14 protein-coding genes are annotated in these 13571 nt (G+C 41.7%); 11 read left to right on the forward strand and 3 right to left on the reverse strand.

Going from position 1 to position 13571, the window contains the following annotated elements; genetic code table 11:
• The first annotated feature begins 55 nt into the window (after positions 1 to 55).
• On the forward strand, positions 56 to 430 hold the full coding sequence (locus LS684_RS09135) for an FAS1-like dehydratase domain-containing protein (protein WP_233811282.1): 375 nt from the start codon (positions 56 to 58) through the stop codon (positions 428 to 430).
• 127 nt (positions 431 to 557) lie between these two features.
• Here LS684_RS09135 and LS684_RS09140 read toward each other — a convergent pair whose 3' ends face one another.
• Complete coding sequence (locus LS684_RS09140; RefSeq protein ID WP_233811283.1) at positions 558 to 2600, reverse strand: molybdopterin-containing oxidoreductase family protein; 2043 nt, start codon at positions 2598 to 2600, stop codon at positions 558 to 560.
• Positions 2601 to 2713: 113 nt separating this feature from the next.
• Here LS684_RS09140 and LS684_RS09145 point away from each other — a divergent pair, with 113 nt between their 5' ends.
• The 5 genes from LS684_RS09145 (at position 2714) to LS684_RS09165 (ending at position 6867) form a co-directional block, all read left to right on the forward strand.
• Entirely contained in the window at positions 2714 to 2971 is a 258-nt protein-coding gene (locus tag LS684_RS09145; RefSeq protein WP_233811284.1) for a hypothetical protein, read from the forward strand.
• A 248-nt stretch (positions 2972 to 3219) separates the two neighbouring features.
• Positions 3220 to 4347: a serine hydrolase gene (locus LS684_RS09150; RefSeq protein WP_233811285.1), complete on the forward strand. Its 1128-nt coding sequence runs from the start codon at positions 3220 to 3222 to the stop codon at positions 4345 to 4347.
• Between the two features lie 6 nt (positions 4348 to 4353).
• The gene (locus LS684_RS09155) at positions 4354 to 5232 is read left to right on the forward strand and encodes a GNAT family N-acetyltransferase (protein WP_233811286.1); all 879 of its coding nucleotides are present in this window, start codon (positions 4354 to 4356) and stop codon (positions 5230 to 5232) included.
• 208 nt (positions 5233 to 5440) lie between these two features.
• Positions 5441 to 6322, forward strand: coding sequence for a helix-turn-helix transcriptional regulator (locus tag LS684_RS09160; RefSeq protein ID WP_233811287.1), 882 nt, complete (start codon positions 5441 to 5443; stop codon positions 6320 to 6322).
• Positions 6323 to 6456: 134 nt separating this feature from the next.
• Positions 6457 to 6867 carry a GNAT family N-acetyltransferase gene (locus tag LS684_RS09165; protein ID WP_233811288.1) on the forward strand — a complete coding sequence of 137 codons (411 nt, stop codon included), beginning with the start codon at positions 6457 to 6459 and terminating at the stop codon, positions 6865 to 6867.
• A 96-nt stretch (positions 6868 to 6963) separates the two neighbouring features.
• On the opposite strand, the gene LS684_RS09170 is transcribed toward LS684_RS09165, so the two are convergent.
• Positions 6964 to 7518: a flavodoxin family protein gene (locus LS684_RS09170; RefSeq protein ID WP_233811289.1), complete on the reverse strand. Its 555-nt coding sequence runs from the start codon at positions 7516 to 7518 to the stop codon at positions 6964 to 6966.
• 122 nt (positions 7519 to 7640) lie between these two features.
• On the opposite strand from LS684_RS09170, the gene LS684_RS09175 reads away from it, so the two are divergent.
• Positions 7641 to 8522: a LysR family transcriptional regulator gene (locus LS684_RS09175; protein WP_233811290.1), complete on the forward strand. Its 882-nt coding sequence runs from the start codon at positions 7641 to 7643 to the stop codon at positions 8520 to 8522.
• 473 nt (positions 8523 to 8995) lie between these two features.
• On the opposite strand, the gene LS684_RS24205 is transcribed toward LS684_RS09175, so the two are convergent.
• Positions 8996 to 9817, reverse strand: a complete 822-nt coding sequence (locus tag LS684_RS24205) for a methyl-accepting chemotaxis protein (protein WP_284701588.1) — start codon at positions 9815 to 9817, stop codon at positions 8996 to 8998.
• A 173-nt stretch (positions 9818 to 9990) separates the two neighbouring features.
• Between LS684_RS24205 and LS684_RS09190 the strand changes: the two genes are divergently transcribed.
• The 4 genes from LS684_RS09190 to LS684_RS09205 all read left to right on the forward strand — a co-directional run bounded on the left by LS684_RS09190 (position 9991) and on the right by LS684_RS09205 (position 13503).
• Positions 9991 to 11238, forward strand: coding sequence for a hypothetical protein (locus LS684_RS09190; RefSeq protein WP_233811291.1), 1248 nt, complete (start codon positions 9991 to 9993; stop codon positions 11236 to 11238).
• A gap of 70 nt (positions 11239 to 11308) precedes the next feature.
• Positions 11309 to 12154, forward strand: a complete 846-nt coding sequence (locus tag LS684_RS09195; RefSeq protein ID WP_233811292.1) for a cupin domain-containing protein — start codon at positions 11309 to 11311, stop codon at positions 12152 to 12154.
• A gap of 78 nt (positions 12155 to 12232) precedes the next feature.
• Positions 12233 to 12922 (forward strand): bacteriorhodopsin, encoded by a 690-nt coding sequence (locus LS684_RS09200; RefSeq protein ID WP_233811293.1) that lies wholly within the window; start codon positions 12233 to 12235, stop codon positions 12920 to 12922.
• A 125-nt stretch (positions 12923 to 13047) separates the two neighbouring features.
• Positions 13048 to 13503, forward strand: coding sequence for an NUDIX domain-containing protein (locus tag LS684_RS09205; RefSeq protein ID WP_233811294.1), 456 nt, complete (start codon positions 13048 to 13050; stop codon positions 13501 to 13503).
• Positions 13504 to 13571: the final 68 nt, after the last annotated feature.

Genomic DNA, 13571 nt, shown 5'->3' on the forward strand with positions numbered 1-13571 from the left:
GATGCCTTTTATTGTGATATAATTATCTGAAAATTCATTTTAATAGGAGGTTAGTATGAAAGAAGGAGCCATCTATACATGGGAGAGGTCATTTACGAATGAAGAGGTGTTAGAATTTGGGAGAGTGTCTGGGGACCAGGGGAGACATCATGTGGAGCCAGATGAGAAAGGGCGTTTGATGGTTCAAGGCTTGCTAACAGCAACGATTGGCACGAAAATTGGTGGGGACTTAAATTATATTGCGAGAGAAATGATTAGTGAATTTATCCGGCCTGTATTTACTGGTGATATCATTACGTGTGAAGTGGTAATTAATAAGGTCATTCAGATGGAAGGATTCAAGAAGATTAAAATGGAAACGATTTATCGAAATCAGCATGGGAAGGAAGTTCTTACAGGCTCCAGTCATGGGATTGTTCGAGATGAATAGGAGGATATGATGGTGGTTTGACGCACGGCTTAGGAATGTCCAATACAATTTGAAAAAATTGACAAATGGGAAAGAGAATTTGCAATCATTCCCATTTGTCGTAATACGAACGAAAACCCTTTTATAATTAGTGAGATGCCACTTTTTCCACATGGATCCGTCCTGAGAAGAAGGTCGCACCTCCGCCCATATCTGCTAGGCGATCAGGGGTAAGAGCGTTGACGAGCTGTTTTTTACCAGGAGCATCCGCCCATAGACCTTGTGAGACAACGACCCCAGGAAGAACCTGACTCCCAACGTTTGCACGCATAATACATTCGCCACGTTCATTCCAAATGCGCGCGAGATCTCCATTTTCGATGCCCAGCCTCTTCCCATCCTGTTCATTTAGGAAGATTTTCGCTTCTTTTTCTAGTTTCATATGCTTGTCATTGTTAGAGAAGGTCGAATTTAAGTAATTATGATTCGGCCCTGGAATAAACTGAAAGGGATATTCACTCTCTTCTTCAACTGGAAGGTAGGTTGGAAGAGGAGGATACCCATCTTGAAGCATGGCTTCGGAATAAAGCTCAATTTTCCCGCTCGGTGTGTGAAGGCTTCCAGGGAACAATGGTTTTACGTTCGCCTTTGCAAAGCCCTTTTCTTGAAGGGTTTCGAGATTGATTGATGTTAAATACGGGTTCTCATGATGCGTAAGTGCCTGCTGAATCATGTATTCATCGGTATCTTGGAAGGCTGAGTCTGTATAGCCCATCGCAAATGCAAGGGAACGAAACACATCTGCATTCGATTTTCCTTCGCCATATGGTTCAATGACAGGTTGCTGTAATTGAGCGTAATGATGCCAATAAGAAGTATATAAATCGGTATTTTCATAGGAAGATGTTGACGGCAGGACTAGATCAGCATATTTGGCTGTGTCCGTTAAAAAGAGGTCGTGAACAACGGTAAACAGATCCTCTCTTTCTAAGCCCCTGCGAACTTTATTGGCTTCTGGTGCAACAACCGCAGGATTAGCGCCATAGACATACAGCGACTTAATCGGATTGGTTGGATCCTCGAGTGCTTGTCCAAGTAGATTCATATTAATGACCCGTGGGTTTTTCTTCGTTCGCAGCTCAGGCTTTTGCAACGCCTTCGTATTTAATCCTAAATAACCGCTATTTCCCTTAATCGCACCGCCACCTTTATGGAGCCATGCACCGGTTAAGGCAGGAAGACAAGCAATTGTCCGTATACACATTCCGCCATTGTCATGATGCTGGAGCCCATTTCCAATGCGGATAAAAGATGAAGGAACGCTTCCATATTGCCTTGCTAATGAGAAGAGGTCTTCGACTGAAACACCAGTGATGGAAGAAACCTGCTCAGGAGTATACGCTTTAACATGCTCTCTAAGCTGTTCGGCACCGACGGTAAACTCCTGTAAGAACGATTCATTCACAAGGTTTTCCTTGAACAGAATATGCATCATTCCTAAGGCTAGGGCAGCATCTGTTCCAGGTAAAATGGGGATAAACCAATCAGCTAGCCGGCCAGTTTGGTTTTTATGAACATCAATCACAATGATTTTCGCGCCATTTTTTCGCGCTTTTTGAGCAAGTGCGACTTGGTGCATATTGGTACTAGCGGCGTTAATCCCCCAGAAAATAATGAGCTTTGAGTGAATCGTATCTTCTGGATCGATACCAAAGCTCCCCCCCATCGTATAACGATAGCCGACCGTTCCTGCTATTTGACAAATCGTCTGATCAAGGAGTGAAGCTCCTAACCGATGGAAGAACCGCCTGTCCATTCCTTCTGCATGGACGCGCCCCATATTTCCGTAAAAGCTATAAGGGAGAATGCTTTCCGGCCCGTCAGTCTCAATGAGTTCCTTCCATTTAGACGAAATGGTTTCAATTGCTTCTGGCCAGCTGATTGGCTCAAATTGACCTTCGCCTTTTTTGCCTACTCGTCTGAGCGGGGTAGTCAGACGTTTTTTATCATAAATTCGCTCGGTCATATGCCTTACTTTTTGGCAAATATGTCCTTGTGTGACAGGGTGTTCGGGATCACCTGTTACTTTAACAATTCGTCCATTTTCCTTATGTAGCAATAACCCACATTGATCGGGGCAATCGAGGGAACAGACCGATTTAAAGACCCCATTTGGTTGTGTGATTGACATGGCATCCTGTCCTTTCCTTATTCAGTATAATCCTAGTGTAAAAGAGATTGAATAGTCAGGCAAGTAATAGGGAGAAAGTGGCGCGACAATACATATAGTTTGGAGAAAAAGAGGTGACGAATTTGAAGCTGCAAATGGAAAAAGCGATTCTGCTTGCTGATAGCTTACAAGGTTTGATCGATCTCGTAAACCATATTGATATCAGTCATCCTACATATGCTGAAAAGGAAGTTCTTTTCTACCGGTTGAAGATATTAATAGAAGAATACCGGTTACAGCTGTTAACGAATGAACTTTATCGCTTGAACCGCTTCGTCTCGGATGAACGACAAACGGTGATGGATGAATCCATTTCTTCATTCCTATTTTAAAAGGAATGAAGGGTAGCCCTGATTCGAAACTGCTCATTTACAAAAGTTTATCTTAAAACAAGGCTGTTGACTTGTGCCTGAAGCACAAGTCACCCCCTTTGTTTCCATCCCATGATTAATCAAAGTATATTTCGAATAGGGACACTCTGAAATTCACAGCGATGAAGTTGTTTACAGGTTTTCCAATATTTAGACAGGGATTTCTCCTTTTTTGTCGAATGTGTAGAGGGTTGAAGGAGGAATGGAATATGAAATGGGTTCTTTGGAGCTTAGGTGGAATCCTATTATTGGTGATTATTGTTATAGCAATAGGGGTGTTTTATTTTCAAAAGGAAATAAAGAAAGAGGATCCTAGTTATCTAGTGAACTTCCTAAAGGAGAATCGAGACAGGAAAGGACTCTCTTTATCAATCCATTATAATAATCAGCCATGGGTAGCAGTTCATCCGGATGAAAAGCTGCCACTTGCGAGTACAGTGAAGATCATTGTTGCTATTGAATATGCGAGACAAGCCGCTGCTGGAAAAGTAGATCCGAATCAGCCGGTTCAAGTGGGAGAGCTAGAAACGTACTATATCCCTAAGTCAGATGGGGGTGCACATGAAGCGTGGCTAGAGAGTTTGGGAAAAGACGCTGCACCTAAAGAAGTACCGTTAAGCGAAGTGGCAAATGGGATGATTGCCTATAGCTCAAATGCAAACACAGATTATTTAATCCGCATTCTTGGAATGGATGCTATTAATCAGCTTCTTGATGAACTCAAGCTAACGCATCATGAACGAATATATCCAATTGTAGCTGCACTCTATATCCCAACGTATGTAGCTCAGAAGAATTCCTTGTCAAAGGAAGAAACAAATAAGGTTCTTCAAGAGATGGAATTGGTGCAATACCAAGCGTTAGCCGAAGAAATACATCAACAGTGGGAGGATACTCCGCTTACAGATGATGAGAAGAAGCAGGTGTTAGCTGACTTGACAAAGGAGTTAGAGAGGAATTGGTCTGATCGATTGCCACGTTCTACTACAGCTGAGTACATAGGGATTTTGAATAGGTTAAACACCAAGTCGGACTTTCAGCCAGACGTATATACGTATCTAGACCCTGTTATGGAGCAATTAATGCAAAATCCCAACAATCAAGAATGGCTTTCCCATGCAGGTCAGAAGGGTGGGTCGACACGCTTTATATTAACGAATGCGATGTATGCGACCGATTTATCTGGAAATAAAACGGAATTTGCCTTTTTCGCAAATGATCTTACGTCGATGGAGCAGGCCAAGCTATCACGAAATTTGAATGGATTTCAACTGAAATTTTTAAAGGATGAGGATTTTCGAGAACAAGTGAAAAGAGAGCTTGCTAGAGAGGAGTAGGTGTATATGCTGGTTGTGAAAAAAATGGACGCAAAAGAGCTGAAGGAAGCTGCTTCGTTTATTGCGCAGGTAAACCAAATAGAGGAGCACCATATTGGGTATTGCGGGACAGATGCGAATGAAATCAGGAAGTCTTTAGCTGAAGATTTGACGGATGTCCCTTTCACGGAGAGCTTTGTTACGGCTTATTGGAATGAGGAATTAATTGGGGTGCTAGGTTTTGATGTGGCTACTGATGACCAAAGTGCTGAAACATGGGGGCCGTTTGTGAAGGGATATGATTTCCGTGTCGCTCAAAACATGTGGGAACACTTGATTGAATCATTGCCAAATGAAATACAAACGCTTGCTATGTTTCCGAATCAAAAAAATACACGAGCCATTCAGTTCGCTCAAGAATTACAATTTGTGAAGAAGAGTGAACAAGCGATTCTTACATTTCATCGCAATGATTGCTGTAAGCTTAAGGAAGCCAAACAACATAAGCTGACAGAAGCATTTGAAGAACAGATGATCGAGCTTCACGACCGCATTTTTCCCGGAACCTATTATAGCGGAAAAACCATTGTAGATAGGCAAAATGAAGAGCGTCAAGTGTTCATACTCACAGAAGGGACACGGTTAATTGGCTATATCTATGTGGAGGCAGAGCCTGAATTTGGCGAAGGGAGCATTGAATTCTTTGCCGTCGATGAGGGGGAAAGAGGAAAAGGAATAGGTGAGCAGTTGTTAGCGATCGCTTTAAGATGGCTGTTTACGTTCCCAACAATTGAGGAGATCACACTATGCGTGAATGCATCTAATGACAGGGCGATTCGCCTCTACCAGAAAGTAGGCTTTCGATTAGAACATGAATTGAGCTATTTTTCTAAGACTCGTTTGTGATTCATTTTTCATGGAAGTAGATGGGTGATTAATGAATAAAGGAAAGGTTTTCCCTCTAATGTTTCTTTACTGGTGGCTGGAGATTGGGATCGAGAAAATGTTCTCGATTCCTATTTTTATTTGAATGGTGTTATTTTTTGTAGAACCGCAAGTTTGATCAAAAATAGATTCACTTTTCTTGGTATCTTCTATACAAGGAGGTCAACGAATGATTTATAGTCCAGTGGTTCAGAAGACGATCTCGCATATTGAGTCTAACCTTCAGGAAGTGCTTTCCCTTGATTTGCTAGCGGATGAAGTGGGGTTTTCGAGATTTCATTATCATCGTGTATTCCAAAGGGAAGTGGGCGTATCGATTGCCGAATATATCCGCTATCGAAGAATTGCCAACGCGGCAAGCCTGCTCCTTTATACCGATAGGAAGATCATCGATATCGCTTTTCTCTTTTTGTTTGAATCACAAGAAGCCTTTACCAGGGCATTTAAAAAGTATTACGGAATGCCACCGGGTCAATATCGAAAAGTGATGAGTAAACTAACATTTCAAAAGGAGGAAGGTCCAATGAAAAATGAACAGCTATTAAAAGGGTGGGAGCTGAGTGGAAGTCATCCCTTTCATTACAAAATGGGGATTGACAGAGAAGTGTTCCACAGAGGAAATGCGTCAGGTGTACTGGAGTCCGTTACTGCTGAATCCCCATCCGAGTTTGCGACGATGATGCAGCAATTTAAATCAACAAAGTATAAAGGGAAACGATTAAAGCTCTCAGGTTTTCTTAAGTCGGAACAAGTGGAAGGCTTTTGTGGCTTTTGGATGAGGATTGATGATGCACTTGGAGATGTCCTTCAATTTGACAATATGAGCAACCGACCAATTATCGGTTCATGTGAATGGAATCATTACCAGGTCGTCTTAGATGTTCCAGAAAAAAGCGAATTGATTGCCTTCGGAGTCCTTCTTTCGGGAAGCGGAAAGGTATGGATCGATGACTTAAGATTTGAAGAAGTGGATGAAAACACGCCATCTACCAATCTGAATCTATCTACTGAGCTGTTAGAAGAACCTACGAATTTAAGCTTTGAAGAATAGTATGTTTTTCTTAGGCGGGTTGGCAAATAATTGTTCCTGATAATAGACGGAATTTTACTATTCCAAAGGGGAGGATTTTTACCAATCGTATCGAAGTGTAAAGGATGAAGTCTAACCTGCTATAGGAGTGCACCATGAAAAATCAAACGATTCGATACACCGAATCACCTCCAGTCACATTTGAAGCACTGCATTCGATTTATGAAAAATTAGGCTGGAATTCCATTGGCTTAACGGTATATGAACTCGAGAAAATGTGTCAGCAAAGCTGGTATGCTGTATATGCGTATGATGGAGATAAGTTAGTGGGGATGGGACGCGTCATCTCCGACGGAATCATTACTGGCGTGATTTGCGGGCTATGTGTTTTACCAGACTATCAAGCACAAGGCATTGGTGGAAAGTTGATGGAAGCCCTCGTTGAAAAATGTGGATCGGAACGCGTCATTCCTCAGTTAATGTGTGATGGGAAATTGGTTGGATATTACCAAAGGCTGGGGTTTGAACCCTTTACGGTCGGTATGAAAAAAGATGGTAGACGATGAAGAGAGTGCATGTAATGAGGGAAGTGAATGGAATTCGGTTAGTCTATGTAATGGAAAAAGGTCTGCATTTTAAGGGGATGCAGACCTTCACCTGTGTTAGAAAAGCGTACCATTTCGTAATTGTTCATTCAATTGCTTGGCAGCAAGAAGCGCACGTTCATCTTGTTGAATTTCCCCTGGCTGGTTGGCTGAACCAATTAGGTAGCCAGAGAATTCCATTCCGACAAAGCTAAAGATGTGTTGAAACTGCTGAATCATTGGCAAGCCTTTAATCAATGGATCGTCTCCACCAACGCTTAAGACATATGCTTTTTTCGCAGCCATTTGTTTTTTAAAATCAGGATAGTTACTGTCCCGAAGCGACTGGGACCAACGATCAATAAACAGCTTCATTTGAGCGGACATGCTGTACCAATATATAGGTGTAGAGAAGATGAGTAGATCACATGGTAAGATGAGATCTAACAAGCGATTATAGTCATCATCCCGCTCCTGAAAGCCGCTCGCATCATGACGCTGATCGATAATCGGTAAAATGTGATAGTCTTTTAAATAGATATGCTCGCAACTAACGCCTTCTGTTGCGATCTTCGTAAGTGCCTCTGTATTACCATTTGGACGTGTTCCGCCGTGAAGAACAGCTATCTTCATATTCAATCTCTCCTTCTTTTGACCATTAACAGCTTACACGCTATAGTTTAATAGGAAGTAGGAAATCAATAAAGATGATTATTTCGATTGTATCAATCGATTTTTTCGATTTGGAGGGTGCTATGGAAATCAAGCAATTAATAACCTTTCAAACAGCTGCTGAATGTTTGAATTTTACCCAGACAGCTAAGGTTTTAAATTTTGCCCAATCGAGTGTGACCGCTCAAATGAAAGCACTAGAAGAGGAACTAGGAGTGTTATTATTTGAGCGGCTTGGAAAACGAATTATTTTAACAGAGGCAGGCAAGCAGTTTCAATCGTACGCTGTAAAAATGATTGAACTAAGCGAAGAAGCGAGGCAGACGGTGAGAGGGGAAAGGGAGCCGGTAGGGACGCTAACAATTGGAGCGCAGGAAAGTCAATGCACATATCGACTACCACCCATATTAAAAGAGTTCAAACGGAAATTCCCAAAAGTAAAATTGATTTTCAAACCAGCCCATTCCGATGAGATGGCACGGAAACATCTTTCTGAAGGGATTCTTGACCTTGCGTTTATTATGGATACGAGTAAAGCAACTGGCTCGTTAACGATGGAAAGGTTAGTAGAAGAGAAGCTGGTCTGGGTTTCATCTCGTGACCATGCGACGTGTCCGATACATGCGAATGATTTCTTACAGGAAACATTGCTCTTAACTGAAGCAGGCTGCTCCTATCGCCAGGTGTTAGAGGATGGGTTTCAATCACTAGGAATCTACTCATTGAACATCATTGAATTTGGCAGCATTGAAGCTATCAAGCAATGTGTGATGGCTGATTTGGGGATCGCCCTGTTGCCTTATATGGTTGTAGAAAAGGACTTGCACGAGTCGCGAATGAAGCAAATACCGCATGAGGTCTCTCAGCCGCCAATGTATACTCATATTGCATGGCATAAAGACAAGGTGATGACTGAACCTCTTGAGGCATTTATTGAGCTGGCAAGAAGGCACATGAATGGGTGAGGTACGTTATTTTGGGACGCATGGGTACTCTTTTGATGAGGATGGAGAAAGCTGGTTTTGGTTGAGAGTGAATTTATCTTTGTGGATGTGAAAGTTGGTCATTTTGTGGGTGAGTTTGAGTGTTAGATTATTGGCGAGTTGGTGAAAGCAGCGTTTGGGTGAGGATGGAGTAAGCTGTTTGCAGTGTGGGTGAATGTTGCTTTTATGTGAGGTTGCTACCTCAATTTGAGCGAATGCTTCTTTTGGCAGAAGGGGTGAGGTTCCCTGATTACATGCAGGAATTCAAGAAGTGTTTTCCTCATGTGGTTGCTTGAATAGTGAGCGAACGCTCCTTTTTTGAGCGAACGCTCGCACTTAGTCGGTTTTCGCTCACTTTTTGGAATTTTCGCTCGGCTTCGGCGGAAAATCGCTCTAGTTCCACAAAATTCCGCTCACAACTTGCTAGATTTCGCTCAAAATGAGGGTTTGTTCCCTTATTTTATTTGCTTATTGAACTGATTCAGCAAATCGGTGAACTTTTCCTGTGTTTTTATCATTGTAGCTTGGAGGTCTTCTGTAATTCCGCTTACTTTGTTCACATCATTGGTCATGCTATTTACACTATCGTTTACGTTTTGGATGGCTTGATCGACACTGCCGGCAAGTTTACGGACCTCATCGGCGACGACTTTAAATCCTCTGCCTTGTTCGCCTACGCGAGCAGCCTCGATTGCAGCATTTAGTGCAAGCATATTCGTTTGCGAAGAAATGTTACGAATCATAGTTGATACTTCTAAGATCGCTTTCGTATGCTCTGTTAACGACTGAATGGCAGCGAGTTTCTCCACCGTATTTTGCTGAACGACTTCGACTAATTCTTCTGGAATCTGCTTCATCATCGAGATCATCTTGCTTGTTTCTTCTTCACGTTCAGTTATATCTGTTGCAATTTTGAGCACACCTTCAACTTGGTTTTGATCATTGAGAATAGGAATATAGGTAGCTTCAAGCCAAAGGAGCTGACCTTGTTTGTTTAACCTTTGAATTTTTTCCTGGAACTTCTCCCCTTTGGCTAAATTATTCCATAGCTTCTCGTATTCCTGGCTGCTTGCATATTCAGGAGTGCAAAATTGCATATGCTTTAAGCCGGTCATCTCTTGAGAACGATAGCCCATAGTTTGGGCAAAAATATCGTTCACCCAAATGACTTCACGATTCAAATTAAACTCGATCATTGCTAAATTAGCTTCTAAAGAGGCTAGTACATCCTTGCTATCTAATACTTGTGAACGATTAGTAAAAGTTTTAATTTTCATATAATCTCCTTTAATTTGGTAATCCACTAAAATCTCAATTATGATTGTATCACAAGGTAGGGCTTTCCACTATGAACAGATTAAATACTTTTGCTAATTTTCTAAAAATATATTTGTTCTATACAGTAGAATACTAGCTGTATATGGTAAAATATAGGGAATGGAGGGTGGTGTTGCTGAGTCGTATGTACGCTTTAAAAAAGTTTAAGAAACACGGGATCCTTCTCCTCGTGGTTTTAGTTGGAATGGTAATTATGGTTTATATGGATCGGCAAAAGGTTTATAAGGAAGAAAAACCACCGATGCCGACCATTTCGGTTGGAACGCAACAAATGGACGTGTTACTAGGATCATATAAATGGCATGGGGAGAAAGTGGAAGCAGAGCTTGAAGAGGTAGCAGAATCGGTTGATACATATAAAAAAGTGAATAGTAATGAACAAATAGCCGTCTTATTCAATGAGGAAGACCAGCCATTGTATATGAACATCGGGGTGTTTGAATATGGGAAGTTCTCTCCGGGTAATATAAGCATTCTGTATGAAGATATACCTCTTTTTCAATTGTACCCTCATATCAGTCATTATGGGGTAAAGGCATTTTGGGAAAACGGCAAACGTGCAGAATATATCATCCCGATTCGTTTAGTGGAAGATGGGAAGAATCTTACAGCAACTAGAAAGGGGAGCTTTTCTCTTCTATTTGCTGCTGAAGCAGGGGAACAAGAGAGGGTCTTGCAAGAATTAGATGGGATAGGACCATTTACCCCATTTCAGAATACAACTGGAATGGGGTTAGAGGGTATTCAATCTCAATACCCCGAACTAAACGTACAAAAGGTTCCTACCTATATTGTTTTTGACCATGAGAAAGAGGTTTTTCGAGCGGAACGGTTTGAGGAGATACTTCAGTTCACTGAGAAAAATAAGTATGAGGAGAGGCGGTCAATTGAAGGGCTGATTTCAGGGATGGACCATAATCTTGGTGTCGTAGTGGATGGTGCATCCTATATAATCAGTGATCCTCAACTGAAGGTAGGGCAGAAGGTTCGTTTTGACGTAATTAATCTCCATGGAGATCCATCCTTTAGGTATAGGGTGGAGAATTTGTCGATTTTATCGGATGCCAATCCCGTTTTATTTGAAAATCAATGGCTGTCTAAAGAGAAAGATAAATTTTCGATTCTTGCTGTCGGGAATGAGTCCTATATGAAAAAACTGAAATCACCGAACCCAGCCGATTTCAAACACGTTGGAGATATTCACCAAGAGACATCTCTCGAATCGGTAGAGCCTGGATTGTACGTGTATTCCGATAAAGAGCTTGTTTTTTTCACAAAGAGCTACGAGGAATTATTAGTGTACCTATTCCAACAGGAGTTGCTGCTCCAGCATCTAACAGAAATGCAAAACAGTAATTAATGCCATACCACGTACCTTCTCTATATTGATGCATAAACTATGGTTGAAAAAAGAGAAGGGGATGGGGAGTATGTATGATGGATATAGGCTAGATAGGCAAGGAGAGCCCATTTGGCGTGATGAATCCAATGGAGAGACGATTCTCGAGTGGATTCAAAGTGAGGCAGAGCAAATTGATTTGCTGCAGCGTGTGGCAAATTCAGCGAATTACTATGAGCAGCTTTGCTTAAACCCAGTTGTAGAATCAAAAGCAAAGCAATTATCCCATTTTTCACGGGTTTATACATCGATGACAGGTCATTCCCCTGTATATGAGATGCGGCAAGTGCCTTTTCGAAGCTGTTCGGAAGGCTTAAGGCTTGCGTGTGAGCTTAATCATCAGCAACTAACTAGGTTAACGAATTTCTTTTCAACAAGACAGTTCACGGAGCTTGATCCAACGGTAAGCTGGGCATTTGCAAATGACCAGCAGCATGGAGCTGTTCTTGAAATTCTTTATCGAAATTCTGTCAAGGATTATGGCGGTCAACCATTTGTCGTTGATATTGAGAAGGTGACAAATGAAAATACGACCTATCGAACAGCTCTATGGACAGGCGACCATTTGCAAATTACATTAATGAGTATAGATGTGGGAGATGATATTGGGCTTGAGGTTCATCCCACAACGGATCAATTTATCCGGATTGAAGAAGGGGAAGGGCTAGCGCAAATGGGCGATAGGAAGAACCAGCTTGATTTCGAACAAAAAGTTACAGCAGACTATACGATTATGGTTCCGGCTGGTAAGTGGCATAATGTTACGAATACAGGGAAAATTCCTATGAAGCTTTACGCCATCTATGCACCGCCTGAGCATCCATTCGGAACGGTTCACGTCACAAAAGCGGATGCAATGGAAGCTGAAGAAAGGTGAATAGAGAAGGATCTGCCTGTATGAAACCTCTTGATTATAGTCATAATGGAAGATGACAATCTTTTGGGAGGTCTTGTGATGGCAGAGTTTATTTATACATTGCATTGGATTTATTTTATCGTAATGATCTGCGGTGCGTTTTATTTATTTTTATTGAGCCGAGATCCCAAAGGGGTTCCGAAGTATGAGTATGTAATAGCGATATTCATTCCTTGTTGGTCAGGAGCTGCCTATTTATCCATTGCATTAGGTCAAGGTTTTGTGGAGCAACAAGATCAGGTGATCTATTTTGCGAGATATTTAGATTGGGTCGTGACAACCCCTTTATTATTGCTGGCGCTTGCGCTGACCGCTATGTTTTTTCAGCCGAAGAAAGACATAGCGCTCATCTCTTCACTCATTGGTGCGGATGTTGTAATGATTTTGACAGGGTTGATTGCAGACTTTTCTAATGGGACGATCCTTTATATTTGGTACGGAATAGGCGTGATTGCGTTATGGATCATTTTGTATATTATTTGGTATCCGCTTCGGAAAATGGCATTTAGGGGATCTCAGGAGCTTGGAAAGCATTATCAACGTACGGCCCTTTATTTAACTGCATTTTGGATCAGTTATCCGACGGTTTGGCTGCTTGGACCATCCGCACTTGGTCTCACGCAAAATGGCACAGAAGTATTAGCATTTATCCTGCTGCCGATTTTTTCAAAGGTTGGGTTTAGTATTCTCGATCTAAATGGCTTGCGGAAGCTCAATTTTTCTTCTTAATTATGTCTAGCCTCCCTCTTCGAAATTGTGTATGGTAGAGGGAGGTTATTTTTTGTAATGATAATTATTGGATACATACTGTCTAAATTGGATTGTCAGTAGCAATTGGAGAGGAAATGGGAGAAATGAACATTCGAAATTCAGCGAAGGCTATTATTATAAAAGAAAATCAGTTATTGCTGACCAAAAACGTGGATGAGGAAGGATTTTTTTATTTGTATCCTGGTGGTGGTCAGGAACATGGGGAAACATTACATCAAGCGGTAGTTCGTGAATGTATAGAGGAAACAGGAAGTAGGGTGGAAGCGCAAGAGCTTGTATTTGTTCGTGAATATATTGGAAAAAATCATGAACATGCTCATTTTGACTCAAAGGTGCATCAAGTTGAATTCTACTTTCGCTGCCAGCTGATCGAGCATGGGGAAACGCCACATCACCCAGATAGCCATCAAGTCGGAATGGAGTGGGTGCCGATGGAAGAGTTGTCAGAGATTCGTGTCTATCCAAAGGAATTAAGTAAGTTCGTGTTAGCTCGTATTCGTCGCGATGATGCTTCAGTATACTTGGGAGATATCAATTAGGCAGATGTTTTTTGTACATCTGCTTATTTTTTTTGTAACGAATGGAGAAGGTGGGAGTCTTATGAGGG

The organism is Cytobacillus spongiae, from assembly GCF_021390075.1.